Raw genomic sequence first — 26,275 nt, 5'->3', positions numbered from 1 at the left:
ATTGGGGCGTTTTTTGTTGGTAAAAGATCTTAACCGCGAGCTTTTTTGATCAGCTCGATGTATTCGGCCGCGTTGCGCTGATCCTTGATCACCGCAACGAAGTCATTGCCCTGCTCATCCTTGCCATCGAGCTCATGCCCGGCCTCGACGAAAAACGTCAGGAATCGCTCGAAATCATCGATGCGCAAGCCGCGGTAGGCCTTGATCAGTTTGTGCAGCGACGGCGAAGTGGCGTCGACCGGCTCGAAATCGAGGAACAACTTGATCTGCTCATCGCCGATCTCGTCACCAATCACTTGCTTCTTATCTTTACGCATTGCCGACTCCAGCTCGCAGACATTTCACGGGGCGGGCAGTTTACCCCTCACTTGGCGCCGTACTCAACGCGGACGAACGCTGCCCGTGTGCAGGTCGGCCCAAACGTGGCCGTTGGCGTAGCTGAGGAACTGGCAATACACGGTGTCGTTGCGCAACAAGTCGATCACCACCCGGTATTGCGCCATTGGGTAGAAAAGCGTCAGGGTCTTGCTTGAGCTGTCGTAGGTCGGCTTCTTCAGGCTTTTGCTTTCGCCGTCAAAATTGACCAGCACCTGATTGATGGTCGCACCTTTGTTCAGGGACTTGCCCTTGAGGCGGATCATCAGCGGCGAGGTGACGGGAATGGGCTGCTGGTTCGACTGGCGCTGGCTGCCCACCACCACCGAGTACTCGGTGACCTGGAGCAATTGCTGTTGATCAGGTTCGGCGTCACGCACGTTCAGGTCATCGGGGGGCAGGAACTGCGAGTGCATCGGCGCAGGGGCTGCGGCCAGGGGCAGGCTTGCGGTCAGTAACAGGACGGCGCAGCTGCGAATCAAAAGGCTCATGAGGGGCTCCGAAGAAGAGGCCAGCACTTTAGCATGCGCCAACATCATTCATTGTGGGAGCGAGCCTGCTCGCGATAGCGTCAGGCCAGGCGACATCTTCGCGGCTGACACACCGCTATCGCGAGCAGGCTCGCTCCCACAGGGATCGAAGATCAATCGAACTGCGCGCGCATCCAGGCGTGGTATTCGGCCACACCGGGCTCGCCTTCGCGGGGAGCCCAATCCGGGAGTTCGCCTTCACCTACCGGGCGATACGGGCCGGCCTTGCACTCGAACATCAGGCTGTCGGCTTCCAGCACCACCAGGCCATGAAACACGCCCGTGGGCAGGTCAACGCCAATGCTGTCGCCACCCGCCTGGAGGATACGCTTGCTCACCACCGCTCCCGACTCATCAAAGATCAACAGCCCGAGACGCCCCTTGAGTACCAGCAGGGTTTCCGCCTTGTTGTCACCCAAATGCCGGTGAGGCGGAATGTATGTGCTCGGCTGCAGACCTACCGCCATGCGGTGGCAGGCATCTTCCATCTGATGAAAGTTATGATGCTGGCGCCCGCGCGGATTCGCCGCCGCTTTCTCGGCCAGTTCAGCGAACAGCGTGTTATCAAGAAAGCTCGGCGTGGTCATTGCTTACATCCCCTTGACGGCAAAAATCCCATTGGCGTTGCGCCAGTAACCCTTGTAGTCCATGCCGTAACCGAAGATGTAGCGGTCGATGCACGGCAGGCCGACGAAATCGGCCTTGAGGTCCGGGCGGGCCTTGCGGTCGTGGTCCTTGTCGATCAGCACGGCGGTGTGCACCTTGCGCGCACCGGCGTGCTTGCAGAAGTCGATGATCGCTCCCAGGGTATGACCTTCATCGAGGATGTCGTCGATGATCAGCACGTCACGGTCGATGAACGACACTTCCGGCTTGGCTTTCCAGAACAGATCGCCGCCGCTGGTTTCGTTGCGATAACGGGTGGCGTGCAGGTAGGACGCTTCCAGCGGGAACTGCAGGTGAGTGAGCAGCTTGCCGGCGAAAATCAGGCCGCCGTTCATTACGCAAAACACCACAGGATTGCTTTCAGCCAGTTGCTCGTTGATGTGCGCACCGACGCGGGCGATGGCCGCCTCGACTTCAGCTTCGGTGTACAGGCAGTCAGCCTCTCGCATGATTTGACGGATATGCTCGAGATCAGCGGACATGGCGCTCTCCAAGGGTGGCGGATTCGGGAAAAGCGGGCAAAGGTACGCATCAAGCCAGGCCAGATCAAGCGTTTGTGGACTAACGTACTCTATGTCTATAGGACAACACCCTCGGATAGATTAATCTAAGCCGGTTTTTTTGCCCGCCGCCGGAGCTTTTCCCATGCCCATCCTCGAGATCCGCCATCCGCTGATCCGTCATAAACTCGGCCTGATGCGCCGTGCAGACATCAGCACCAAGAACTTTCGCGAGCTCGCTCAGGAAGTCGGTGCCCTGCTGACCTATGAAGCCACCAAAGACCTGCCCCTGGAAGCCTACGACATTGAAGGCTGGTGCGGCACCGTGTCGGTCGAGAAAATCGCCGGCAAGAAAATCACCGTGGTACCGATCCTGCGCGCCGGCATCGGTATGCTCGAAGGCGTACTCAGCCTGATCCCGGGCGCCAAGGTCAGCGCCGTGGGCGTGGCCCGCAACGAACAGACGTTGCAGGCTCACACCTACCTGGAAAAACTGGTTCCGGAGATCAACGAGCGTCTGGCGATGATCATCGACCCGATGCTGGCCACCGGCAGTTCCATGGTTGCGACCATCGACCTGCTGAAGAAAGCCGGTTGCCGCGACATTCGCGCCATGGTGCTGGTTGCGGCGCCCGAAGGCATTGCCGCTGTGGAAAAGGCTCACCCGGACGTGACCATCTACACCGCTTCGATCGACGAAAGACTGAACGAACACGGCTACATCATCCCGGGCCTGGGCGATGCCGGTGACAAGATCTTTGGCACCAAGCAGAAGGACGCTTGAGCATGCAGGATGAGTTCAACGATCCGCTCTGGCGCACGGTGCTGTCCGGCGCGCAGATGCTGTTCGTGGCCTTTGGCGCCCTGGTTCTGATGCCTTTGATTACGGGTCTGGACCCTAACGTGGCGCTGTTCACCGCAGGGTTGGGGACGATCCTGTTCCAGATCGTCACCGGTCGTCAGGTCCCGGTATTCCTGGCGTCGAGCTTTGCCTTCATCACTCCGATCATTCTCGCCAAAGGCCAGTTCGGCCTGGCGGCAACCATGGGCGGCGTGATGGCAGCAGGTTTTGTCTACACCTTCCTCGGCCTCGCCGTGAAGATCAAGGGCACCGGCTTCATTGACCGCCTGCTCCCACCGGTGGTGATTGGCCCGGTGATCATCTCCATCGGCCTGGCCATGGCGCCGATTGCCGCCAACATGGCGATGGGCAAGGCGGGCGACGGTGCCGAGCTGATTCCTTACCAGACGGCAATGCTGATCTCGATGCCCGCCCTGCTCACCACCCTGATCGTGGCGGTATTCGGCAAAGGCATTTTCCGCCTGGTGCCGATCATCTCGGGTGTGCTGGTGGGGTTCGCCATGGCGTTCTATTTCGGCGTGGTCGACACCGCAAAGATTGCTGCCGCGCCCTGGTTCGCGATCCCGCACTTCACCGCACCGGAGTTCAACTGGCAGGCGATCCTGTTCATCGTCCCGGTGGCCCTGGCGCCAGCGATCGAACACATCGGCGGTGTCATTGCAGTCGGCAGCGTGACTGGTCGTGACTACCTGAAGAAGCCGGGCCTGCATCGCACCCTGCTGGGTGACGGCATTGCAACCACGGCAGCCGGCCTGTTCGGCGGCCCGCCCAACACCACTTATGCCGAAGTGACCGGCGCGGTGATGCTGACCAAGAACTACAACCCGAAGATCATGACCTGGGCGGCGGTCTTCGCCATCAGCCTGGCGTTCGTCGGCAAATTCGGCGCGCTGCTGCAAAGCATTCCGGTACCGGTGATGGGCGGGATTCTCTGCCTGTTGTTCGGCTCGATCGCGGCAGTCGGGATGAACACGTTGATTCGCCACAAGATCGATCTGGGCGAAGCGCGCAACCTGGTGATTGTGTCGGTGACACTGGTATTCGGGATTGGCGGGGTGCTGGTCGGCACTGGCACAGGGCCGGACGATTTCGGCCTCAAAGGCATTGCGCTGTGCGCGGTGGTGGCCATTGCCCTTAACTTGCTGCTGCCAGGGCATGACAGCTGGAAGCACAAAAAGGCGGATGAGCCTCTGCTGTAAGCCAGTTTTGAAATCGCCATCGCGGGCAAGCCTTGCCCCTACAGATCCTCAGTCGAACCACATGGATGCGCACTGACATGAAATCTGTGGGAGCCAGGCTTGCCCGCGATGCTTTTACAGCGCCAAAGGCGCTCGCTCGCACAACGTGCTCAACGCCTTAGCCCACTGCGGGTCATCGTTCAGGCACGGCACCAGCACCAACTCCTCTCCCCCCGCTTCACGGAACTGCTCCAGCCCGCGGTCGCCGATCTCTTCCAGGGTCTCGATGCAATCGGCGACAAACGCCGGACACATCACCAGCACCTTCTTAACCCCCATTCCGGCCAACTCATCAAGGCGGGCTTCGGTGTACGGTTCGATCCACTTCGCCCGACCCAGGCGCGACTGGAATGACACCGACCACTTGCCGTCCGGCAGCCCCATCCGTTTGGCGAACTCCGACGCGCTGCGCAGGCATTGGGCCCGATAACAGGTGGCCAACACTTCTGGCGAAGCGTTTCTGCAGCAGTCTTCATTCTTGAAACAGTGCTGCCCCGTGGGATCCAGCTTGGTCAGGTGGCGCTCGGGCAAGCCGTGAAAACTCAACAACAGGTGATCGTAATCCTGCTCCAGGTATGGCTTGGCACTGGCAACCAGCGCGTCGAGGTACTCCGGCTGATCGTAAAAAGGCTGCAGCACCGAGAACTGCACATCCAGCTGGTGCTCGCGCACGACCCGCCGCGCCTCTTCAATCACCGTGGTCACGGTGCTATCGGCAAACTGCGGATACAGCGGTGCGAGGGTAATTCGCTTGTGGCCCTGGGCAACCAGCTGCAACAGTTTGGACTCGATCGACGGCTCGCCGTAACGCATGGCCAGCTCAACCGGCCCCTGGGTCCAGTGCGCAGTCATGGCCTGCTGCAGACGACGGCTGAGCACCACCAGCGGCGAGCCGTCCTCCCACCAGATCGAAGCGTAGGCGTGCGCCGACTGTTCCGGGCGCTTGATCAGGATCAGCGAGACCAGCAGGCGTCGCACCGGCCAAGGCAAGTCGATTACATACGGGTCCATCAGAAATTGATTGAGGTAACTGCGCACATCCGCCACCGAAGTGGAGGCCGGGGAGCCAAGGTTGACCAGAAGCAATGCGTGATCGGTCATGCAACGTCCTATTTCAAAGGCGGCTGGACAAGTCGTCCAAAGCCGCACGCAAATCGGTGAACTGGAAGGTGAAACCCGCTTCCAGCAAGCGGACCGGCATGGCCTTCTGGCCACCCAGCAACAACAGGGACATTTCCCCCAGGCACACTTTCAACGCCAGGCTCGGCATTGGCATGAACGCTGGACGATGCAGCACCGCACCCAGGGTCTTGGCAAACTCGCTGTTGCGCACCGGTTTCGGCGCGCAGGCATTATAAGGACCGCTGGTGGTGTTCTGGTGCAGAAGAAAATCAATCAGGCCGACCTGATCCTTGATATGGATCCACGGCATCCACTGCCGACCATTACCCAGAGGCCCGCCCATCGCGAGTTTGAAAGGCAGTAACAGGCGCGACAAAAAGCCGCCATCGGCCGACAACACCAACCCGGTGCGGATCAGGATGACGCGCAGGCCCAAGGCCTCGGCACGCTGGGCAGTTTCTTCCCAGGCGATGCACAGCTGACTGGCAAAATCGTCAATCACCGGTGCCGACTCCTCGGTCAACTCGCGCTCGCCTCCGTCGCCATACCAGCCGACCGCAGAACCGGAGATCAGCAGCGCTGGTTTCTGTTCACGGGTTTCCAGCCAGGCCAGCAAGGATTCGGTCAGGGTGATGCGGCTGCTCCACAACAGTGCCTTGCGTCTGGATGTCCAGGGTCGATCAGCAATGGGCGCGCCTGCCAGATTGATGATGGCATCCAAAGGTGCCTGCCCGAGGTCTTCCAGCCGGGCAATTCCACGGACCTGGGCGCCGCATATTTTCGCGACCTTTTCCGGTTGGCGGCTCCAGACGGTCAGCGTGTGTCCCTGGCTCAACCAGTGTTGGCAGAGTTGGCGTCCTATCAAACCAGTACCGCCGGTCAGCAATATGTGCATGACTTCTTCCTCGCGTGGCCTTTTATCCTGCTCACTAGTCTATTTTTATAAGCAGGGATCTTTGGTATCGGGCAGTGTCTGTTTAAACAATAGGCCAACCTGTCAGAACTAGAACGCTAAAAGTTATACCAAAAAACAATATTGTACAGGTTTAAACCACGGCGTAGTCTGTACAGAAAGGTAAACGAGGCCCCTATGACTGTACCTATCGCAATCATCGGCACCGGCATCGCCGGGCTCTCCGCCGCCCAAGCCCTGACAGAGCTCGGGCATGTTGTTCAACTTTTCGATAAAAGCCGCGGCAGTGGCGGTCGCATGTCGAGCAAGCGCAGTGATGCGGGGGCTCTGGACATGGGCGCGCAGTATTTCACTGCCCGTGACCGCCGCTTCTCCACGGAAGTGCAGCGCTGGCAAGCCCAGGGTTGGGTCGCCGAGTGGACGCCGCAGCTGTACACCTTCCACGGTGGCCAACTGAACCTGTCGCCGGATGAACAGACCCGTTGGGTTGGCACACCGCGCATGAGCGCCATCACTCGCGGCCTGCTGGGCGACCTGGAAGTGCAGTTCGGTTGCCGGATTACCGAGGTCTACCGCGGTGAACAGCACTGGCACCTGCAGGACGCCGAAGGCTTTACCCATGGCCCATTCAGCCACGTGGTCATTGCCACCCCCGCCCCGCAGGCGACTGCCTTGCTCGCCTCGGCGCCTAAGCTCGCCGGTGCCGCCGCCGGGGTGAAAATGGATCCGACCTGGGCCATCGCACTGGCGTTCGACCAGCCGCTGGACACACCTATGGAAGGTTGTTTCGTGCAGGACAGCCCGCTCGACTGGCTGGCGCGCAACCGCAGCAAACCCGGGCGTGACACCGCGCTCGACACTTGGGTTCTGCACGCGACCAGTGCCTGGAGCCGGCAACACATCGACCTGCCCAAGGAAGCCGTGATCGAACAATTGCACGGCGCATTCGCCGAATTGCTGCACAGCGCCATGCCGGCGCCCACCTTCAGCCTGGCCCACCGCTGGCTCTACGCCCGTCCAGCCAGCAGCCATGAATGGGGCACCCTGGCTGACGCCGATCTGGGACTCTATGCCTGTGGCGACTGGTGCCTGTCGGGCCGCGTCGAAGGCGCCTGGCTCAGCGGCCAGGAAGCTGCCCGTCGTCTGCACGAGCACTTGCAATGAATCGCATCAACCCAAGTAAACTGCTGCTGTCGAAATGGACAGCAGCCCAACCGCAACACCGCGAAAAACACTTTATGGTGACCGAGCTGTTCCGTGATGAGGAAGGTGTGGTGCTGGAAATTGAGTTGCAGGCGGTATTAACCAAACGCAATCAACGCATGGATTGGCAAGCCCTGAAAAACAGCGACGCCTGGAAGTTGGGCTGGAATTAACCACCGGCAGGCGCGAGCTTGCTCGCGAAGAAATCCCAGACGTCGCGTTCATCCAGATTCCCCACGTCCTCGTTCACCACCCTCGTCACCAAGCTCGCTCCTGCAGAGTCCTGGCAGTCTAAACGCCGCCCGTGGCAACCCCCGCCGGCAGGGCATGCACAAGCTCCTCACAAAACCTGTACAAATGATTTGACTTGTACAGCTTCGAATCTATGATGAAGTCATGTTGTACATATCTTCGGGTTTGTACAGGTCTGGATTCGAGGTGCCCTGATGTCCAACTCCGCCGTGAAACCGAAAATTGCCATCAGCGCCTGCCTGATGGGCGCCGAAGTTCGCTTCAACGGCGGACACAAGGAATCGCGGCTGTGCAGTCGCACTCTCACCGATTACTTCGAGTTTGTACCGGTCTGCCCTGAAGTGGCGATAGGCCTGGGTATCCCGCGCCAACCGATTCGCCTGATTGGCGACCCTGAACATCCTCAAGCGGTCGGCACGGTCAACCCGGACCTCAATGTCACTGAGCCGCTGGCCGCCTATGGCGAACAAATGGCCGCTGAACTGGGCGATATCTGTGGCTACATCTTCATGCAGAAGTCGCCTTCCTGCGGCCTTGACCGGGTCAAGGTCTACCATGCCAACGGTGCACCAGTAGACGGCGGCGGACGCGGCATCTACGCCCAGGCCTTTTGCGAGCGTCATCCGGATTTGCCGGTGGAAGAAGACGGCCGGCTCAACGATCCGGTACTGCGGGAAAACTTCCTGACTCGGGTGTTCGCCTATAGCGCCTGGCAACAATTACTGCGCGAAGGGCTGAGCCGTCGCGGCCTCACCGAATTCCACTCACGCTACAAATACCAGCTGATGGCTCATAACCCGGTGCAGTACAAAACCCTGGGCAACCTGCTGGGCACCATGGGTCAGACAGAGCCCGACACCATCGGCCCGCGCTATTTCAGCGAGCTGATGGCAGCCTTGAAAAAATGCGCCACGCGGCGCACGCACAGCAATGTCCTGCAGCACATCAGCGGTTATCTCAAACAGGCGATAAGTGCCGAAGACAAACAGGAAATGCAGCACGTTATTGGCCAATACCGCCACGGCATCGTGCCATTGGTGGTGCCCATGACCCTGCTCAAGCACCACTTCCGCCAACACCCGGACCCTTACATCGCGCAACAGGTTTACCTGCAACCGCACCCGGAAAACCTCAGCCTGCGAAATGCGATTTAATGACTAACCCACTCGACACCAGCGCCAGCGAAGACCTCGGCGACGATTTCAAGAAAGCCCTGGACGAAGGCTGGCTGCCGATCCGTGAAGTGGCTCGGCAAACCGGCGTGAATGCCGTGACCTTGCGAGCCTGGGAACGGCGTTACGGTTTGATCGTGCCGCAGCGCACGCCCAAGGGGCATCGGCTGTTCTCGGCTGAACATGTGCAACGTATCCTGACCATCCTCACCTGGCTCAATCGTGGCGTGGCTGTCAGCCAGGTCAAGCAATTGCTCGACACTCCACAAGTCACCAGCGAACCGATCGAAAACGATTGGCATGTGCTGCGCCAGACCTTGCTGCTGGCAGTCACCGGACTGAATGAACGTGCCCTCGACGACGCCGTCAATCAGGCGATGGCGCTGTACCCACCGCGAACCTTGTGCGAGCAGCTGTTGCTGCCGCTGCTCAAGGAGCTGGAACAACGCTGGCAGGGCCAATTTGGCGCGCAGATGGAGCGAGGTTTCCTTTACTCCTGGTTACGCAGCAAGTTCGGCGCGCGCATTTACCACAACAACCGGCAATTACGCAGCGCACCTGTGCTGCTGGTCAATCAGTCAGACCTGCCACTGGAACCGCACCTGTGGCTGACCGCCTGGCTCATCAGCAGCGCCGACTGCCCCGTCGAAGTGTTCGACTGGCCGCTACCGAACGGGGAACTGGCACTGGCGGTTGAACACCTGCAAGCCCGTGGCGTGCTGCTGTATTCCAGTAAAGCGATGAACCTGGGTCAGCTACCGAAACTTTTGAATGGCATCGGTTGCCCAAAATTGATTGCCGGACCGACCGTCTGTATTCACCACGTCGAGTTGTCCGCAAAAACCTCCGGTATTCCCGAGCTGTTCCTGGCCGAAGATCCCTTGTCGGCGCACCAGGAACTGGTCCTGCGGGGGGTCATCTGATGAGCTCAACGGACACCCGCATGCAACTGATCTGGCTGCGCAGCGACCTGCGCCTGCACGACAACACAGCGCTCTCGGCCGCTGCTGGCCGTGGCCCGTGCGTGGCCGTCTACCTGCTGAGCCCGCAGCAATGGCTGGAGCACGACGATGCCGCGTGCAAGGTGGATTTCTGGCTGCGCAACCTGGCCGTGCTCAGCCACTCGCTGGGCGAACTGAACATACCCCTGCTGATCCGTACCGCCACCCACTGGCATCAAGCGCCACAAGTGCTGCTCGAGCTGTGCCAGCAACTGCAGATCGAAGCGGTACACGTCAACGAGGAGTACGGCGTCAACGAAACCGCTCGAGACGCTGCGGTGGCCGAGGCGCTCGAGGCCAAAAACATCGGTTGGCATAGCTACCTCGACCAACTGTTCTTCAAGCCAGGCAGCGTGCTGACCAAGACCGGTACTTACTTCCAGGTCTTCAGCCAGTTCCGCAAGGTCTGCTACGAACGCCTGCACCGCTCATTGCCGGGCCAAGTACCGGCACCCGCGCCACAAACCGCGCTGGACATCGAGAGCGACAAAGTCCCGGCCCAGATAGAAGGCTTCGAAGCGCCTGGCGAACACTTGCGTTCGTTTTGGCCGGCGGGTGAAGCCGAAGCCCGGCGCCGCCTGGACGCCTTCGTCGATGCCCAGATCGACTACTACAAAAGCGAGCGGGACTTCCCTGCCAAACCCGGTACAAGCCAGCTGTCGGCCTACCTGGCAGCCGGCGTGATCTCCCCGCGCCAATGCCTGCACGCGGCCCTGCAAAGCAATCAAGGCGAATTCGAGAGCGGCAAGGTCGGGGCAGTCACCTGGATCAATGAACTGCTGTGGCGCGAGTTCTACAAACATATTCTGGTCGGCTACCCGCGGGTCTCTCGCCACCGGGCGTTCCGCCCGGAAACCGAGGCCCTGGCCTGGCGTGACGCGCCTGAAGAGCTACTCGCCTGGCAGGAGGCACGCACCGGTTTGCCGATCATAGATGCCGCCATGCGCCAGTTGCTTGAAACCGGCTGGATGCACAATCGGCTGCGCATGGTAGTGGCCATGTTTCTGACCAAGAACTTGCTGATCGACTGGCGTGAAGGCGAGCGCTTCTTCATGCGCCATCTGATCGACGGCGACCTGGCGGCGAATAACGGTGGCTGGCAGTGGAGTTCCTCCACCGGCACCGACTCCGCCCCCTATTTCCGCATCTTCAATCCGCTGAGTCAGTCGGAAAAATTCGACACTGAAGGCCTGTTCATCAAGCAGTGGGTACCGGAACTGAATGGGTTGAATAAAAAGGAAGTGCACAACCCGGCCGATCTTGGTGGGCTGTTCGGCGTTGCCGACTATCCATCGCCGATCGTCAATTTGAGCACCTCGCGCCAACGGGCGCTGGCTGCATTCAAGAACCTGCCGTCGAGGCAGGACGCAGGAGGCGGCCATGCATGATGTAGCAGTGAGCCTTGCCACACAGTTTGCACTGGGCCCGGTGATCGCCGGGCTGCAAAGGAGAATGGGATGAGCCTTACACCTGCACGCCGTTATTGGTTGACCGGCGCCAGCAGCGGCATTGGCGCCGCATTGGCCGAAGAGATCCTCAAGACTGGCGCGCACCTGGCCGTCAGCTCGCGCTCGACGGCGCCGTTGAAAGCGCTGGCACAACGGTATCCCGGTCAAGTCCTGGTCGTGGCGGGCGACCTGACCAACAGCCAGACGGTCCGCGAGATCGGCGAGCAGATCACCGAGCAATGGGGGTCGCTGGACACCGTCATCCTCAATGCCGGCACTTGCGAGTATGTCGACGCCCAGCAGTTCGATGCCTCGATCATCGAATACGTGGTGCGCACCAACCTGCTCGCCAGTGCCTACTGCGTTGAAGCCGCGCTGCCTCTGTTGCGCGCGGGCACCGCGCCGCACCTGGTGGGAGTGGCCAGTTCGGTCACCTACCTGCCGCTGCCACGGGCCGAGGCCTACGGCGCATCGAAGGCGGGTTTGCGCTACATGTTCGAATCCCTGCGCATCGACCTGGCGTGCGAAGGCATCGAAGTCACCGTGGTCAGCCCGGGCTTTGTCGATACACCGCTGACCGCCAAAAACGATTTTCCGATGCCCCTCAGCTGGCCTGTGGATAAAGCCGCCCGGCATATTTTCGCCAAGCTGAATAACCGACCACTGGAAATCGCCTTCCCGGCGCTGTTCATGGCGGCCCTGTGGCCACTGTCGAAGATGCCCAACTGCGTCAAGCTGGCGATCGGCAAACGCATGGTGCGCAGCAATCCACCGATACAGGACATCCCGTGAAAATAGCCATCATTGGCAGCGGCATTTCGGGGCTGACCAGCGCCCACCTGCTCAACCGCAGCCACGAGATCACCCTGTTCGAAGCCAGCGACTGGATCGGCGGGCATACCCACACGGTGGATGTCACCGTGGATGGGCGCAATTACGCCGTGGACACGGGTTTCATCGTGTTCAACGACTGGACTTACCCCAATTTCATTCGCTTGCTCGGTTTGCTCGGTGTGCGCTTCAAACCCACCACCATGAGTTTTTCCGTAACGGACCCGGACAGCGGCCTGGAATACAACGGCAACAACTTCAACAGCCTGTTCGCCCAGCGCAGAAACCTGCTGTCCCCCGGGTTCTGGGGCATGTTGCGCGACATTGTGCGCTTCAACAAACAGGCGCTGCGCGACCTGGAAGAACAACGGATCAGCGCTGACACCACCCTGGATCAATACCTCAAGGCCGGCAAATACGGCGAACGGTTCATCCTGCATTACATCGTGCCCATGGGCTCGGCAATCTGGTCGATGTCCATGGCTGACATGCTGGCTTTCCCACTGCAGGCGTTCGTGCGGTTTTTCAAGAACCACGGCCTGCTGTCCGTGACTCACCGCCCGCAGTGGCAGGTGATCGAGGGCGGCTCGAGTGCCTACGTGGCACCCTTGATCGCGCCGATGGCTGACCGGATCCGCGTCAACTGTGCGGTCACGCGAGTCGAGCGTGACGCCGACGGCGTCGTTATCCACAGTGCTGCCGGCGTCGAGCGCTTTGATAAAGTGGTGTTCGCCTGTCACAGCGATCAGGCGTTAAAACTGCTGTCCGCCCCGAGTGCCGCCGAGCAATCGATCCTCGGTGCAATGCCCTACGCCGATAACGAAGTGGTGTTGCACACCGATACTCGCCTGCTACCCGAATGCGAACTCGCCCAGGCGGCCTGGAATTATCGGCTTGGAGGGCCCGGGCACACGTCAGCGGCCGTCACCTACGACATGAACCTGCTGCAGGGCATCGACAGCCCTACCCGGTTCTGCGTCAGCCTGAACCAGAGCGCAGGCATCAGCCCATTCAAGGTACTGGCCAAATACACTTACGCTCATCCGCAGTTCAGCCTGTCTGCGGTCGCCGCCCAGGCTCGCTGGGAAGAGCTCAACGGTGCGAACCATACCTGGTACTGCGGGGCTTATTGGGGCAACGGATTTCATGAAGATGGCGTGGTCAGCGCACTGCGCGTGGCTGGCGCGTTGGGTGAAACCCTGTGAACAGCGCCCTCTACAGTGGCTGGATTGCTCACCGACGGTTCAGTCCGCGGCAGCACCAATTTCGCTACCGGATCGGCTTGCTCTACCTGGACCTCGACGAGCAGGACGCGGTACTCGCGCTGTCGCCGCTGGCGGGTCGCAGCCGCCTGGCGCCGTTCTCGTTTCGTGAAGGTGATTATCTCAAGGCCTTTACCGGTACCGGCATGCGCTTGATCGACGCGGTGCGCCAACAGGTCGGCCAGGCCATCGGCCATGTGCCGCAAGGGTCGATCTGCCTGCTGACCCAGGTACGCAGTTGGGGCCTGGCGTTCAACCCGGTCAGTTTTTTCTACTGCCACGAAGCCGATGGCCAACTGGCGGCGATTCTCTGCGAAATCACCAATACCCCCTGGCGTGAACGCTATCACTACGTGTTGCCGGCCAGACCGCCGGAAAACCTTGCGGATTTCCATCAGCATTTCGCGGTGGCCAAGGCCTTTCATGTATCGCCTTTTTTACCCCGGGACCTTGAGTACCGGATGAGCTTCAGTCCTGCCGCAGCAAAACTGGGCGTGCACATGGCGGACTGGCAAGGCGAGCTGAAGCTGTTCGACGCCACGCTCAACCTGGAGCGCGAAGCCCTCGATCGCACCAGCCTGCACCGATACTTGCGTCGCTTTCCATGGATGACCGGGAAAACCTGCCTGGCAATCTACTGGCAAGCCGTACGCCTGCTGTTCAAGGGCACCCCCGTTTTTGCTCATCAACCTGCCGATGGCAGCGTTCAAACCGCCACTGTTGTCCCCAAGGACTGCCGCCATGAAATCCTCTAGCGTTTCGGCCAAGGCCCCGTTGTTCAATACCAATGGCATCACAGGCCTGTTATTGCGTCGCGGGGTACTGCGGCAACTGGCGCACCTCAAACATGGACAGCTGGTGGTCGTTGAAGACGGCGAGCGTCAGATGTTCGGCACGCCAGGCAGCCATTTGCTCGGTGAAATCCACATTCTCGACGCCGCGGCCTGGGGCCTGGTGGCGAGCAACGGCTCGATCGGCGCCGGTGAAGCGTTCATCCATGGTTATTGGAGTTCGCCGGACCTGACTGCCGTCGTGCGGGTCTTCGTCAGCAATCTTGACGTGCTGGACGCCCTGGAAGGCGGCCTGGCAAAGCTGGGGCGGCCGCTGGTGCGAGGTTTGCACTGGGTCAACCGCAACACGCGCAAGGGCTCGCAGAAGAACATCGCCGCGCATTACGACCTGGGCAATGAGCTGTTCGAACAGTTTCTCGACCCGACCATGATGTATTCGGCGGCACAGTTCCTCACGCCCGAGGACACTCTCGAGCAGGCGCAGTTGAACAAGCTGGAACGAATCTGCCAGAAGCTTGCGCTCAAGCCGACCGATCACCTGCTGGAGATTGGTACGGGCTGGGGCAGCATGGCGCTGTACGCAGCGCAGCAATATGGCTGCAAGGTCACCACCACCACACTGTCCAAAGAGCAGTTTGCATTTACCGCGCAACGGATCGAGGCGCTCGGGCTGCAAGATCAGGTCACGCTGCTGCTGTCGGACTACCGCGACCTCACTGGCCAGTACGACAAGCTGGTGTCGATAGAAATGATCGAAGCCGTCGGCCACCGCTTTCTACCGACTTACTTCAAGCAATGTGCGCAGTTGCTCAAGAGCAACGGCCTGATGCTGTTGCAAGCCATCACCATTCGCGACCAGCGCTACGAGCAGGCCAAGAGCAACGTCGACTTCATCCAGCGCTACATTTTCCCCGGAGGCGCCCTGCCCTGCGTGCAGAAAATGCTCGAAATCGTCAGCCGCGACACCGACATGAACCTGCTGCACATGGAAGACTTCGGCCTGCACTACGCCAAGACACTGCGCCTGTGGCACGAGAATTTTCGTCGGGCGCACAACCGCCTGAGCGAAATGGGTTACGACGATCACTTCCTGCGGCTGTGGGAGTTCTACCTGTGCTACTGCGAAGGTGGTTTCCTGGAACGCACCATCGGTACCGCGCAAATGCTGCTGGCCAAACCGGCGGCAATCACTGAGCCGCTGCTGGGTCGATTTCATGCGTGAGCGCTTTGCCAATGCCGTGCTCTTCCAGATGGGCTGGTTCGCTTGCGTAATGGGTGGCGACAGTTTGTGGTTACTGGTGCCACTGGCGGCATTGGTGATCCATCTGCTGTGGATAAGTCGCTGGAGCGATGAAGGTCGCTTGATTCTCAGTGTGGTCCTGCTGGGGACTACAGTGGACAGCACACTGCGCTGGCTGGGGGTGTTCGACTTCACCGACGTCGCGCCATTGATACCCCTGTGGCTGATGTTGCTCTGGGCACTGCTGGCCACGACCTTGCGCCACTGCCTGGCTTGGAGTGCCAAACCGTGGCGGCTTGCCAGCATTCTGGGCGGCCTTGGCGGGCCGCTGTCGTATTACGCCGGCAGCCAACTGGCCGGCGTGCAGTTTCCCTATGGACCCTGGCCGACACTGGTGGGCATCGGCCTGCTCTGGGCGCTGCTGTTTCCGGCACTGCATTTCATGGCCCGACGGCTGGCGTCGAACACTCCACACTAAACGTCTGTCAGGGCTTTCACACTCGTGCAGCCCACTGCCTTACACTGCGCACCATGAAAACCATTCCCCTCACACCCGTTGCCGAGCCTGCGGTCACCTGCTCGACTTGCGCAGCCTGCTGCTGCCAGCTCGAAGTCATGCTGATTACCGACACGGGCGTGCCCGAGCGTTTTATCGACACCGATGATTGGGGTGGGGAAGTCATGCTGCGTCTGGATGACGGCTGGTGTGCGGCGCTGGATCGCAACACCATGATGTGCACGATCTACGAGAAGCGTCCGTTGATCTGCCGGGAATTCGAGATGGGGGCACCGGAGTGCATCGAGGAACGCCGGGGCATTACCACGGCGTATCGTTGAACGCAGATTCATGCGGGAACCGGCAAGCCCGTTCCCGCATGAATTAATCCCGCCGTTACAGGGGCATCGTGTAATGCAGGGCGTAGCTTTCGACACCGTCGTTATGGCTGCTCAGGCCGGCATTGGAATAGTGCGTGGCACGAATCCCGACCTCATGACCGCCCGTGAAGCGCAGGCCGAAACCGATGCGGTCTTCGAACTGGAAGGACTGGCCAATGTTGTTGTCTTCAAGCTGGGTGTCGGAGAAAAACGCCACACCTACCCCGGCTTCGATGTACGGCTTGACGTTCTGGCCGGCAAACTCGTAGACGAACACGGGTGCAAACGACAGGCTGTTGTTACTGGAAGTCTTGTCACCCTCCCAGTAGGTATACGCGCCGCTCCAGAAACCGGTGAGTCGACCAACGTCGGTCTGCCACCAGCTCTTGTCCCAATCAAACTGCATGCCCAGCCGATAGGTCATGGTTGAATCGCTGGTCGCTCCGACCCCGAACTCCACGCCTGCCGCCTGTGCGGTAAAACTGTGCCCCAATAGTGTGGCCGCAAGCGCAGCCAAGCAGAATAGTCGCTTCACTAGAAACATCCTTTTCCGAACGAATTCGTATGGTTTTTTTGGTGTCGCCATTAATCACAGCTATAGAAGTCTGCGCCTACTCAGAAGTTCAGACTATTCCGATACATTTCACATTTTTTTTACAAGTCGAAACTACGCACTACGCCGGGGGAATTCCAGAGTAATGGCAAGATATTACTGAAATGCTGTGGATTGGCGCTGGTCCAGAACTGCGCAGCCCGCGCCGGGCCTGCGGCAAGCAGCTCGCGTTCGGCCAACAAACGCTGAAGCTGGCGTGCTACTGCAGCCCCGGTATCGATCAAGCTGATGTGCGCCGGGATCATCTGCTTGAGCAGCGGCTTGAGGAAGGGATAGTGGGTGCAGCCAAGAATGATCGTGTCGCAGCCGGCGTCGAGCAAGGGCTGCACGTAGCCGAGTAACAGCTTGCACAGCACCGGGCTGTGCAGGTCGCCGTCCTCAATCAGCTCCACCAGGCCCGGGCATGGCTGGGTGATCACTCGTACGTCGGTGGCAAAACGGTCGAGCAGCGCGGCGAATTTGGCGCTTTGCAACGTACCGGTAGTGGCGAGTACACCGACCACACCACTGCGGGTCGCGGCCGCTGCGGGCTTTACTGCGGGCTCCATGCCGACGATGGGCCACTGAGGGTAGTCACGGCGCAAATCGGCCACGCCTGCCACCGTGGCGGTATTGCAGGCCAGCACCAGCGCCTTGGCGCCCTGTTGCTGAAAAAAGCGCGCCATGACGCTGCAGCGCGCACGGATGAACTCCGGCGATTTCTCGCCATAGGGAACGTTGCCGCAATCGGCAACGTACAGCAGAGTCTCGTCGGGCAACAGGCGCTGGATCTCGGCCAGTACCGATAGCCCGCCGACACCGGAATCGAATACGCCAATCGGCGCCTCACGCACGGGCAGGACCGCAGACCGCGCAGCCCGGATCGCGCTTGACCCGAAGTTCACGAAAGCGCGCGCCCAGGGCATCGATCAGCAACAGCCGCCCCACCAGCGGTTCGCCGAACCCGGCCAGCAGCTTGAGCGCTTCGAGTGCTTGCAGGCTGCCGACCAGGCCCACCAGAGGGCCAATGACCCCGGCTTCGCTGCACGTCAGTTCGGCTTCGCTGCCGTGGCCATACAAGCAGTGGTAGCAGGGACTGTCCGGACGTCTTGGGTCGAACACCGACAATTGTCCTTCGAGGCGAATGGCGGCGCCGCTCACCAGGGGTTTGCCAGCCAGTACGCAGGCGGCATTGACGGCTTCGCGGGTGGAAAAATTGTCCGAGCAGTCCAGCACCAGGTCCACCGCAGCCACTGCGGCGGCCAGGGAATCTTCGTCGAGGGCGGTGCGCAGGGCTTTGAGCTGGATTTCGGGATTGATCGCGCTCAGTCGGCGGATCGCCGAGTCGACCTTGCTCACGCCGACGCTGTCTGTGTCGTGGATAACCTGACGCTGCAGGTTGGTCAGGTCGACGCTGTCGAAGTCCGCCAAGTGCAATTCGCCCACGCCCGCCGCCGCCAGGTAAAGGGCTACCGGCGAGCCGAGACCGCCCAGGCCGATGATCAGCGCCCGGCTGGCTTTGAGCCGCAATTGGCCATCGATATCGACGTGCTGCAGCAGAATCTGCCGACTGTAGCGCAACAATTCCTGATCATTCAGCACGGCAGGCGTCCAAGGCTGATACGTTCGTGGCCGCCCAGGTCGGTGCGGCTGTGGACTTCTTCAAAGCCACGGGTCATCAGCAAATCGCGCACGGCGAGAGCCTGATCGTAACCGTGTTCGAGCATCAGCCAGCCACCGGCATCGAGGTGGTTCGGGGCCTGGTCGACGATCAGGCGCAGATCGTCGAGACCATCGATGCCGGCGACCAACGCACTGGCAGGCTCGAAGCGCACATCGCCCTCGGCCAGGTGCGGATCGGCGCTGGCGATATAAGGCGGGTTGCTAATGATCAGCTCGAAGCGCTGACCTTGCAACGCACTGAACCAATGACTGCTCAGCACGGTGGCGTTGTTCAGGTGCAGGCGCTGGCGATTGCGCTCGGCCAGCGCGACGGCTTCCTGCACGCGATCCACGGCGGTGACTTGCCACGCCAGGCGCTCGCTGGCCAGGGCCAGGGCAATTGCGCCGCTGCCGGTGCCCAGGTCGAGCACCTTGGCAGGGGCGACCGGCAACAACTCCAGCGCGGCCTCTACCAGCAGCTCGGTGTCCGGGCGCGGGATCAGGGTGTGCGGTGCGACTTCCAGGTCGAGCTTCCAGAAACCCTGTTGGCCAAGAATATAGGCCACCGGCTCGCCGCCACGACGGCGCTGCAGGTACCCGGCAAATTTGAGCGCCGCTTCACTTGGTACGATGCGCTCCGGCCAGGTGTGCAAAAAGCTCCGGGACTTGCCCAGGGCCGCAGCCAGCAGCAACTCTGCGTCCAGGCGCGCGGTGGGCGAGTCCGGTAGATCGGCGGCGCGTAGCAGGCTGGCAATGATCGTCATTTACTCACCTATCGCTGCCAATTGATCAGCCTGGTACTCGGCCAGCAACGGCTCGATTACCGCATCGACGCCACCGGTGAGAATTTCATCGAGGGAATACAGCGTCAGGTTGACCCGGTGGTCGGTGACCCGGCCCTGGGCAAAATTGTAGGTGCGAATCCGTTCCGAGCGATCGCCCGAGCCCACCAGCAGCTTGCGCTCGCTGGCGATGGCATTGGCGGCGGCACTGGTCTGCTGGTCGTTCAGCTTGGCCGACAGCCAGGACATGGCGCGCGCACGGTTCTTGTGCTGGGAACGCTCTTCCTGGCACTCGACCACGATGCCCGACGGCAAGTGAGTGATGCGGATCGCCGAGTCGGTCTTGTTGACGTGCTGGCCACCGGCGCCTGAGGAGCGATAGGTATCGACCCGCAAATCCGCCGGGTTGATCTCGATCGCTTCCTGCTCGTCCGGCTCGGGCAATACCGCCACCGTGCAGGCCGAAGTGTGGATACGACCCTGGGATTCGGTGGCAGGAACCCGCTGCACCCGGTGCACGCCGGATTCGAACTTGAGCTTGCCGTAGACGTTGTCGCCCTCGACGCGGGCGATCACTTCTTTATAGCCGCCGTGTTCGCCGATGTTCTCCGAGAGGATCTCCACCCGCCAGCCACGGCGCTCGGCGTAGCGCGAATACATGCGAAACAGGTCGCCGGAAAAAATGGCCGCCTCATCACCGCCAGTGCCGGCGCGGATTTCGAGAAACACGTTGCGGCCGTCGTTCGGGTCCTTGGGCAGCAGCATACGTTGCAGGCTGGCTTCGATTTCGAGCAGTTGCTCCTTGGCTTCGCGGACTTCTTCCACGGCCATTTCGCGCATGTCCGGGTCGCTGTCCTTGAGCAGCGCCTGGGCGCCTTCCAGATCACCCTGAACCTTGAGCAACTGCTTATAGGTTTGCACGATAGGTTCGACTTCCGCGTATTCCTTGGAATAAGTACGGAATTTGGTCTGGTCGGAAATGACTTCGCCGTCGCCAAGCAAGGCGGTCAGTTCCTCGAAACGGTCCTGGAGGATGTCCAGCTTATTGAGCAGTGAAGCTTTCATTGCGGTTTCTTATCCGAAAAGCTATCCGATGGGCCCTCACCGAGGGCAAAGAGTTCCTGGGCCATGGCCAGCGCATCGAGGCGACCTTCGGCAGAGAGCTTTTTCAACTGCACGCTCGGGGCGTGCAGGAGTTTGTTGGTCAGGCCGCGTGCCAGTTGGATCAACACCTCTTCGGCGCTGCCGCCATTGGCCAGCATGCGCTGGGCCTTCTGCAATTCTTCGTCCCGCAGGCGTTCGCTTTGCTGACGATAGGCCTTGAGCACGTCCACCGCGGCCAGTTCACGCAGGCGCACCATGAAATCTTCAGCGCCGATGGAGACCATCTCTTCCGCCGCCTGCGCCGCACCTTGACGACTCTTGAGGTTTTCCGCGACCACTTCGTGCAGGTCGTCGACGCTATAGAGGTAGACGTCTTCGAGTTCGCCAACTTCCGGCTCGATATCCCGGGGAACGGCGATGTCCACCATGAAGATCGGCTTGTGCTTGCGCAGCTTCAGGGCGCTTTCCACCGCGCCCTTGCCGAGGATCGGTAACTGGCTGGCGGTGGAGCTGATGACGATGTCACTGCGCACCAGTTCGGCCGGGATATCCGACAGCAATACCGCATGCGCGCCAAACTGCTCGGCCAGGATGCTGGCGCGCTCCAGCGTGCGGTTGGCGACCACGATACGCTTGACCCCGAGTTCGTGCAGATGACGGGCGACCAGGGTAATGGTCTCGCCGGCGCCAATCAGCAAAGCCTGGCTGCGCTGCAAGTCGCTGAAAATCTGTTTCGCCAGGCTGACTGCGGCAAAGGCCACCGACACAGGGTTCTCGCCGATGGCAGTGTCGGTGCGCACCTGCTTGGCCGCATTGAACGTAGCCTGGAACAGTCGCCCGAGCAGCGGCCCGATTGTCCCGGCTTCCCGGGCTACCGCGTAGGCCGATTTCATCTGGCCGAGAATCTGCGGTTCGCCCAACACCAGCGAGTCGAGCCCGGAGGCGACTCGCATCATGTGACGAACTGCCGCATCATCTTCGTGCACATAACTGCTGGCGCGCAGCTCTTCGATGCTCAAATGGTGATAATCGGCCAGCCAGCGCAACACCATGTCAGCCGAAAGGTGATCCTGCTCTATATAGAGTTCGCTGCGATTGCAGGTGGAAAGGATCGCGGCTTCGCGGCTGTCGGTCAGTCGGCAGAGCTGCTGCAAAGCCTCTACCAGCTGCTCAGGGGAAAAGGCCACGCGCTCGCGGACGTCTACTGAAGCAGTCTTGTGGTTAATACCGAGTGCAAGGAAGGCCATTCAAGGTCGCTGATAGTGACGTGAAGCCGGCAATTGTCCTACTTCGACAGATTCAGAACAACTACTCGATATCTATCGCCCCTGTAGGAGCTGCCGAAGGCTGCGATCTTTTGAGATTTTAAAGGTGCGGTAAGGGCAAGATCAAAAGATCGCAGCCTGCGGCAGCTTCTACGATCGTCCTGACCACCTGACTCTGTAAAGTCATCCTTCGAGACTCGGTTATGTTTGGCCGAAGGCTTGTGTCATGATGATCCGACCGCAGGTTAGTCGTCCTCTTCCTATATGAATAGATCCTCCGCGTTGCTCCTTGCTTTTGTCTTCCTCAGCGGCTGCCAGGCCATGGCGCCCGTGTCTCCGGACGATCCGTCGCCGGTCGAAGACAGCACTCCGGCCCCTGAAAAGCCCAAGGTCTACAGCTCCTTCAGCGAAGAAACCGTCTTCAGCCTGTTGAGCGCGGAACTGGCTGGCCAGCGCAATCGTTTCGACATTGCCCTGGACAACTACGTGACCCAGGCCATCAACACCCAGGATCCGGGGATCTCCGAGCGGGCGTTCCGGATTGCCGAGTACCTGGGCGCCGACCAGGCCGCCCTGGACACCGCGCTCATCTGGGCAAAAAACGCCCCGGACGACCTCGAGGCGCAACGGGCTGCTGCCGTGCAACTGGCTCGTGCCGGGCGCTATGACGACTCCATGGTGTACATGGAGAAGGTCCTGCAAGGCAAAGGCGACACCCACTTCGACTTCCTCGCCCTGTCCGCTGCCGACACCGACCAGGACACGCGCAACGGTTTGATGCAAAGTTTTGACCGCTTGCTGCAACGCCATCCCGACAACGGCCAGCTGATTTTCGGCAAGGCCCTGTTGCTGCAACAGGACGGCGATGCCAAGGGCGCCTTGTCCCTGCTCGAAGACCATCCGCCGGAAGATGGCGAAATCGCCCCGATCCTGCTGCGGGCGCGCCTGTTGCAGTCCCTCGATCGTGGTGACGAGGCCCTGCCGCTGCTGCGCAAAAGCATCAAGCAATACCCCGACGACAAACGCCTGCGCCTGACCTACGCACGCATGCTGGTGGAACAGGACCGCATGGACGACGCAAAGGTCGAGTTCTCCAGCCTGGTCCAGCAATACCCTGAAGACGACGAACTGCGCTATTCGCTGGCACTGGTTTGCCTGGAAGCCAAGGCCTGGGAAGAGGCCAAGGGCTACCTCGAAGACCTCATTGCCCGGGACAGCCATGTCGACTCGGCGCACCTGAACCTAGGACGTATCGCTGAAGAGCACAACGATCCACAGGGCGCCCTGGCCGAATACGCACAGGTAGGGCCGGGCAATGATTACCTGCCGGCACAATTGCGCCAGGCGGATATCCTGATGAACAACGGCAAGACTGCCGAAGCCCAGAGTCGCCTGGCCGCTCAGCGAGACGAACAGCCCGATTACGCCATCCAGCTGTACCTGATCGAGGCCGAAACCCTGTCCGCCAACAAGCAACAGGACAAGGCCTGGGCTGTTCTCGAAAAATCGTTGCAGCAATACCCGGACGACCTGAACCTGCTGTACACCCGCGCCATGCAGGCGGAAAAACGCAATGATCTGGCGCAAATGGAAAAAGACCTGCGCCTGATCATCAAGCGCGACCCGGACAATGCGATGGCGTTGAACGCCCTCGGCTACACCCTGTCTGACCGTACAACGCGATACGCCGAAGCCAAGGCCCTGATCGAACAGGCGCACCAGATCAACCCGGAGGACCCGGCGGTTCTCGACAGCCTCGGCTGGGTCAACTACCGGCTGGGCAATCTGGACGAGGCCGAGCGCTATTTGCGCAAGGCCCTGGAGCGCTTTCCCGACCAGGAAGTCGCCGCTCACCTGGGCGAAGTCCTTTGGGCGAACGGCAAACAGCGTGAAGCGAAGCAAATCTGGGGCAAATTCCTCAAGGATCAGCCCGACAGCCCACTACTGCGCGGCACCATCAAGCGCCTGACCGGATCAGAGACTCTTTAAGATTATGTTTTTGCGCCATTTCATCGTTTTCAGCTTCATCGCCCTGCTCGCCGGTTGCGCGGGCTTCGGCGCTCGCGAATCCGTCGAAGGTCACGGTAATTCCGCCCAATGGCGTGAGCACAAACAGCAGCTCACGGGACTGGATGGCTGGCAGATCAACGGCAAGATCGGCATTCGCGCACCCAAGGATTCGGGCAGCGGCACCCTGTTCTGGCTGCAACGCCAGGATTACTACGACATCCGTCTGTCTGGCCCCCTGGGTCGGGGCGCTGCACGCCTGACCGGTCGCCCCGGCAAGGTGTCGCTGGAAGTCGCCAACCAGGGTCGTTATGACGCGCCGAACCCGGAAATCCTTCTCGAAGAACAGCTGGGCTGGAAATTGCCGGTGTCCAACCTGGCCTGGTGGGTGCGCGGACTCCCGGCTCCCGACAGCAAAAGCCGCCTGACCCTGGACGCCGATAGCCGCCTGGCCAATCTCGACCAGGATGGCTGGCAGGTTGAATATCTGAGTTATGCCGAGCAGAACGGTTTCTGGCTGCCCGAGCGCATCAAGCTGCACGGTACCGACCTTGACGTCACGCTGGTGATCAAGGAATGGCAACCACGCAAACTGGGGCAGTGAACATGACTGCTGCGCGCCTGACGCTGCCCTCACCGGCCAAGCTCAACCTGATGCTGCACATCCTTGGTCGCCGCGAAGACGGTTATCACGAGCTGCAGACGATTTTTCAGTTCCTGGATTACGGTGACGAGATCACCTTCGCCGTTCGCGATGACGGCGCGATCCGTTTGCACACCGAATTCGACGGCGTCCCTCACGACAGCAATCTGATCGTTCGCGCTGCAAGACAACTGCAGGAGCAATCCGGCTGCCCGCTCGGGATCGACATCTGGATCGATAAAGTCCTGCCCATGGGCGGCGGCATCGGTGGCGGCAGCTCCAATGCCGCCACCACCCTGCTCGGCCTGAACCATCTCTGGCAACTGGGCTGGGACGCAGATCGCCTGGCCGCACTCGGCCTGACACTGGGCGCAGACGTCCCGGTTTTCGTGCGTGGCCATGCCGCTTTTGCCGAGGGCGTGGGGGAGAAACTCACCCCTGTAGACCCCGAAGAACCGTGGTATCTCGTACTGGTACCGCAAGTATCTGTAAGTACAGCAGAAATTTTTTCTGATCCGCTGTTGACACGTAACACTCCTCCCATTAAAGTGCGCCCCGTTCCCAAGGGAAACAGTCGAAATGACTGCTTGCCGGTAGTAGCAAGGCGTTATCCAGATGTACGTAACGCATTGAATTTGTTAGGTAAATTTACCGAAGCAAAACTCACCGGAACTGGAAGTTGTGTGTTTGGGGGCTTCCCAAGCAAAGCTGAAGCTGATAAAGTCTCGGCCCTTCTTACAGAGACCCTTACAGGGTTTGTAGCAAAAGGAAGCAACGTTTCGATGTTGCATCGCAAGCTGCAGAGTCTGCTCTAAAGGAACCGAGTACTGGGTACTCGTTGCAACAGATACAGGGGCGTCGCCAAGCGGTAAGGCAGCAGGTTTTGATCCTGCCATGCGTTGGTTCGAATCCAGCCGCCCCTGCCATTTTCTATACTCATCCAGGTTACCCTCAGCCTCTAGGTACTGCGCGTGTCCAAGATGATGGTCTTTACGGGGAATGCCAACCCCGATCTGGCTCGGCGTGTCGTACGTCAGCTGCATATCCCTCTCGGTGACATCTCTGTCGGTAAGTTCTCCGACGGCGAAATTACTGCCGAGATCAATGAAAACGTCCGCGGTAAAGATGTCTTCATTATTCAGCCGACTTGCGCTCCGACCAACGATAACCTGATGGAACTGGTAGTGATGGCTGACGCCTTCCGCCGCTCCTCGGCTACTCGTATCACTGCTGTAATTCCTTACTTTGGTTATGCCCGTCAGGATCGCCGTCCGCGTTCCGCACGTGTGGCTATCAGCGCGAAAGTCGTGGCTGACATGCTTACCGTAGTCGGCATCGACCGTGTTCTCACGGTTGATTTGCATGCTGACCAAATCCAGGGTTTCTTCGATATTCCGGTAGATAACATCTACGGCTCCCCGGTTCTGGTGGATGACATTGAAGATCAGCGCTTCGAAAACCTGATGATCGTATCCCCGGACATTGGTGGCGTCGTGCGTGCACGTGCCGTTGCCAAATCTCTGGGTGTGGATCTCGGGATCATCGACAAACGCCGTGAGAAAGCCAATCACTCTGAAGTGATGCATATCATCGGTGATGTCGAAGGGCGTACCTGTATTCTGGTCGATGACATGGTCGATACCGCCGGCACCCTGTGCCACGCGGCCAAGGCCCTGAAAGAGCATGGCGCTGCCAAGGTTTTCGCCTACTGCACACACCCTGTGCTGTCCGGTCGGGCGATCGAAAACATTGAGAATTCCATGCTGGACGAACTGGTGGTGACCAACACCATCCCGTTGTCCGCTGCTGCTCAAGCCTGCTCGCGTATCCGTCAACTGGATATCGCGCCGGTGGTTGCTGAAGCGGTCCGCCGCATCAGCAATGAAGAATCGATCAGCGCGATGTTCCGTTAAGGGCCCTGCCCTTCTGGAACATCTC

At 60.2% G+C, this 26,275-nt stretch carries 29 protein-coding genes and 1 tRNA gene; 18 read left to right on the top strand and 12 right to left on the bottom strand.

Features of this window, described 5'->3' with window-relative positions; all coding sequences use genetic code 11:
- Positions 1-29: 29 nt before the first annotated feature.
- The 4 genes from IMW75_RS00260 to IMW75_RS00245 all read right to left on the bottom strand — a co-directional run bounded on the left by IMW75_RS00260 (position 30) and on the right by IMW75_RS00245 (position 2,053).
- Positions 30-317 (bottom strand): PA4642 family protein, encoded by a 288-nt coding sequence (locus tag IMW75_RS00260; RefSeq protein ID WP_205891599.1) that lies wholly within the window; start codon positions 315-317, stop codon positions 30-32.
- Between the two features lie 63 nt (positions 318-380).
- Positions 381-866, bottom strand: coding sequence for a hypothetical protein (locus IMW75_RS00255; protein WP_205891598.1), 486 nt, complete (start codon positions 864-866; stop codon positions 381-383).
- Between the two features lie 152 nt (positions 867-1,018).
- Positions 1,019-1,492, bottom strand: coding sequence for a WbuC family cupin fold metalloprotein (locus tag IMW75_RS00250; RefSeq protein ID WP_045059242.1), 474 nt, complete (start codon positions 1,490-1,492; stop codon positions 1,019-1,021).
- Positions 1,493-1,495: 3 nt separating this feature from the next.
- Positions 1,496-2,053 (bottom strand): hypoxanthine-guanine phosphoribosyltransferase, encoded by a 558-nt coding sequence (locus tag IMW75_RS00245; RefSeq protein WP_007905841.1) that lies wholly within the window; start codon positions 2,051-2,053, stop codon positions 1,496-1,498.
- Between the two features lie 163 nt (positions 2,054-2,216).
- On the opposite strand from IMW75_RS00245, the gene upp reads away from it, so the two are divergent.
- Positions 2,217-2,855: a uracil phosphoribosyltransferase gene (gene upp / locus IMW75_RS00240; RefSeq protein ID WP_045059241.1), complete on the top strand. Its 639-nt coding sequence runs from the start codon at positions 2,217-2,219 to the stop codon at positions 2,853-2,855.
- A 2-nt stretch (positions 2,856-2,857) separates the two neighbouring features.
- Positions 2,858-4,132 (top strand): uracil-xanthine permease family protein, encoded by a 1,275-nt coding sequence (locus tag IMW75_RS00235; RefSeq protein ID WP_205891597.1) that lies wholly within the window; start codon positions 2,858-2,860, stop codon positions 4,130-4,132.
- A gap of 114 nt (positions 4,133-4,246) precedes the next feature.
- Here IMW75_RS00235 and hemH read toward each other — a convergent pair whose 3' ends face one another.
- Together hemH and IMW75_RS00225 are read right to left on the bottom strand one after the other, a co-directional pair.
- The gene (gene hemH / locus IMW75_RS00230; RefSeq protein WP_205891596.1) at positions 4,247-5,272 is read right to left on the bottom strand and encodes a ferrochelatase; all 1,026 of its coding nucleotides are present in this window, start codon (positions 5,270-5,272) and stop codon (positions 4,247-4,249) included.
- A 13-nt stretch (positions 5,273-5,285) separates the two neighbouring features.
- Positions 5,286-6,188, bottom strand: a complete 903-nt coding sequence (locus tag IMW75_RS00225; RefSeq protein ID WP_045059238.1) for a TIGR01777 family oxidoreductase — start codon at positions 6,186-6,188, stop codon at positions 5,286-5,288.
- Positions 6,189-6,383: 195 nt separating this feature from the next.
- Here IMW75_RS00225 and IMW75_RS00220 point away from each other — a divergent pair, with 195 nt between their 5' ends.
- The 11 genes from IMW75_RS00220 (at position 6,384) to IMW75_RS00170 (ending at position 16,243) form a co-directional block, all read left to right on the top strand.
- Positions 6,384-7,370 carry an NAD(P)/FAD-dependent oxidoreductase gene (locus IMW75_RS00220; RefSeq protein WP_045059237.1) on the top strand — a complete coding sequence of 329 codons (987 nt, stop codon included), beginning with the start codon at positions 6,384-6,386 and terminating at the stop codon, positions 7,368-7,370.
- On the top strand, positions 7,367-7,582 hold the full coding sequence (locus IMW75_RS00215) for a TIGR02450 family Trp-rich protein (RefSeq protein WP_045059236.1): 216 nt from the start codon (positions 7,367-7,369) through the stop codon (positions 7,580-7,582). Before IMW75_RS00220 ends, IMW75_RS00215 begins: the two co-directional genes overlap by 4 nt.
- Before the next feature lie 273 nt (positions 7,583-7,855).
- The gene (locus IMW75_RS00210; RefSeq protein ID WP_045059235.1) at positions 7,856-8,815 is read left to right on the top strand and encodes a YbgA family protein; all 960 of its coding nucleotides are present in this window, start codon (positions 7,856-7,858) and stop codon (positions 8,813-8,815) included.
- Positions 8,815-9,756, top strand: coding sequence for a MerR family transcriptional regulator (locus IMW75_RS00205; RefSeq protein WP_045059234.1), 942 nt, complete (start codon positions 8,815-8,817; stop codon positions 9,754-9,756). Before IMW75_RS00210 ends, IMW75_RS00205 begins: the two co-directional genes overlap by 1 nt.
- Positions 9,757-9,776: 20 nt before the next feature.
- Positions 9,777-11,222: a deoxyribodipyrimidine photo-lyase gene (gene phrB, locus IMW75_RS00200; RefSeq protein WP_205891595.1), complete on the top strand. Its 1,446-nt coding sequence runs from the start codon at positions 9,777-9,779 to the stop codon at positions 11,220-11,222.
- Between the two features lie 69 nt (positions 11,223-11,291).
- A complete protein-coding gene (locus tag IMW75_RS00195) occupies positions 11,292-12,074 on the top strand; it encodes an SDR family NAD(P)-dependent oxidoreductase (RefSeq protein WP_045059232.1) in 783 nt (260 codons plus the stop codon).
- On the top strand, positions 12,071-13,318 hold the full coding sequence (locus IMW75_RS00190; RefSeq protein WP_205891594.1) for an FAD-dependent oxidoreductase: 1,248 nt from the start codon (positions 12,071-12,073) through the stop codon (positions 13,316-13,318). The genes IMW75_RS00195 and IMW75_RS00190 overlap by 4 nt, the downstream gene beginning before the upstream one ends.
- Positions 13,315-14,130: a DUF1365 family protein gene (locus IMW75_RS00185; protein ID WP_205891593.1), complete on the top strand. Its 816-nt coding sequence runs from the start codon at positions 13,315-13,317 to the stop codon at positions 14,128-14,130. Before IMW75_RS00190 ends, IMW75_RS00185 begins: the two co-directional genes overlap by 4 nt.
- Positions 14,117-15,388, top strand: coding sequence for an SAM-dependent methyltransferase (locus tag IMW75_RS00180; RefSeq protein WP_205891592.1), 1,272 nt, complete (start codon positions 14,117-14,119; stop codon positions 15,386-15,388). The genes IMW75_RS00185 and IMW75_RS00180 overlap by 14 nt, the downstream gene beginning before the upstream one ends.
- On the top strand, positions 15,381-15,884 hold the full coding sequence (locus IMW75_RS00175; protein WP_205891591.1) for a DUF2878 domain-containing protein: 504 nt from the start codon (positions 15,381-15,383) through the stop codon (positions 15,882-15,884). The genes IMW75_RS00180 and IMW75_RS00175 overlap by 8 nt, the downstream gene beginning before the upstream one ends.
- A gap of 53 nt (positions 15,885-15,937) precedes the next feature.
- Positions 15,938-16,243, top strand: a complete 306-nt coding sequence (locus IMW75_RS00170) for a YkgJ family cysteine cluster protein (RefSeq protein WP_045059227.1) — start codon at positions 15,938-15,940, stop codon at positions 16,241-16,243.
- Positions 16,244-16,298: 55 nt separating this feature from the next.
- Here IMW75_RS00170 and IMW75_RS00165 read toward each other — a convergent pair whose 3' ends face one another.
- The 6 genes from IMW75_RS00165 to hemA all read right to left on the bottom strand — a co-directional run bounded on the left by IMW75_RS00165 (position 16,299) and on the right by hemA (position 21,669).
- Positions 16,299-16,817 (bottom strand): acyloxyacyl hydrolase, encoded by a 519-nt coding sequence (locus IMW75_RS00165; protein ID WP_045059226.1) that lies wholly within the window; start codon positions 16,815-16,817, stop codon positions 16,299-16,301.
- A gap of 119 nt (positions 16,818-16,936) precedes the next feature.
- Complete coding sequence (gene murI / locus IMW75_RS00160) at positions 16,937-17,728, bottom strand: glutamate racemase (RefSeq protein WP_045059308.1); 792 nt, start codon at positions 17,726-17,728, stop codon at positions 16,937-16,939.
- On the bottom strand, positions 17,721-18,476 hold the full coding sequence (locus IMW75_RS00155) for a molybdopterin-synthase adenylyltransferase MoeB (RefSeq protein WP_045059225.1): 756 nt from the start codon (positions 18,474-18,476) through the stop codon (positions 17,721-17,723). The genes murI and IMW75_RS00155 overlap by 8 nt, the downstream gene beginning before the upstream one ends.
- Positions 18,470-19,300 (bottom strand): peptide chain release factor N(5)-glutamine methyltransferase, encoded by an 831-nt coding sequence (gene prmC / locus IMW75_RS00150; RefSeq protein ID WP_205891590.1) that lies wholly within the window; start codon positions 19,298-19,300, stop codon positions 18,470-18,472. Before prmC ends, IMW75_RS00155 begins: the two co-directional genes overlap by 7 nt.
- Positions 19,301-20,383 (bottom strand): peptide chain release factor 1, encoded by a 1,083-nt coding sequence (gene prfA, locus IMW75_RS00145; protein ID WP_045059223.1) that lies wholly within the window; start codon positions 20,381-20,383, stop codon positions 19,301-19,303. It lies immediately after the preceding gene.
- On the bottom strand, positions 20,380-21,669 hold the full coding sequence (gene hemA / locus IMW75_RS00140; protein ID WP_205891589.1) for a glutamyl-tRNA reductase: 1,290 nt from the start codon (positions 21,667-21,669) through the stop codon (positions 20,380-20,382). Before hemA ends, prfA begins: the two co-directional genes overlap by 4 nt.
- A gap of 282 nt (positions 21,670-21,951) precedes the next feature.
- On the opposite strand from hemA, the gene IMW75_RS00135 reads away from it, so the two are divergent.
- The 5 genes from IMW75_RS00135 (at position 21,952) to IMW75_RS00115 (ending at position 26,250) form a co-directional block, all read left to right on the top strand.
- A complete protein-coding gene (locus IMW75_RS00135; protein ID WP_205891588.1) occupies positions 21,952-23,676 on the top strand; it encodes a tetratricopeptide repeat protein in 1,725 nt (574 codons plus the stop codon).
- Between the two features lie 4 nt (positions 23,677-23,680).
- Positions 23,681-24,298: a lipoprotein insertase outer membrane protein LolB gene (gene lolB, locus IMW75_RS00130; protein ID WP_045059220.1), complete on the top strand. Its 618-nt coding sequence runs from the start codon at positions 23,681-23,683 to the stop codon at positions 24,296-24,298.
- Between the two features lie 2 nt (positions 24,299-24,300).
- Complete coding sequence (ispE, locus tag IMW75_RS00125; RefSeq protein ID WP_205891704.1) at positions 24,301-25,152, top strand: 4-(cytidine 5'-diphospho)-2-C-methyl-D-erythritol kinase; 852 nt, start codon at positions 24,301-24,303, stop codon at positions 25,150-25,152.
- Positions 25,153-25,188: 36 nt separating this feature from the next.
- Positions 25,189-25,263: transfer RNA gene (locus tag IMW75_RS00120), tRNA-Gln, on the top strand.
- A 45-nt stretch (positions 25,264-25,308) separates the two neighbouring features.
- A complete protein-coding gene (locus tag IMW75_RS00115) occupies positions 25,309-26,250 on the top strand; it encodes a ribose-phosphate pyrophosphokinase (protein WP_003208392.1) in 942 nt (313 codons plus the stop codon).
- Positions 26,251-26,275: the final 25 nt, after the last annotated feature.

This window comes from Pseudomonas gregormendelii (assembly GCF_017114825.1).
Classification (GTDB): domain Bacteria; phylum Pseudomonadota; class Gammaproteobacteria; order Pseudomonadales; family Pseudomonadaceae; genus Aquipseudomonas; species Aquipseudomonas gregormendelii.
Note: the sequence above shows the minus strand (reverse complement) of the source record. Positions and strands in the feature narration are given on the sequence as shown.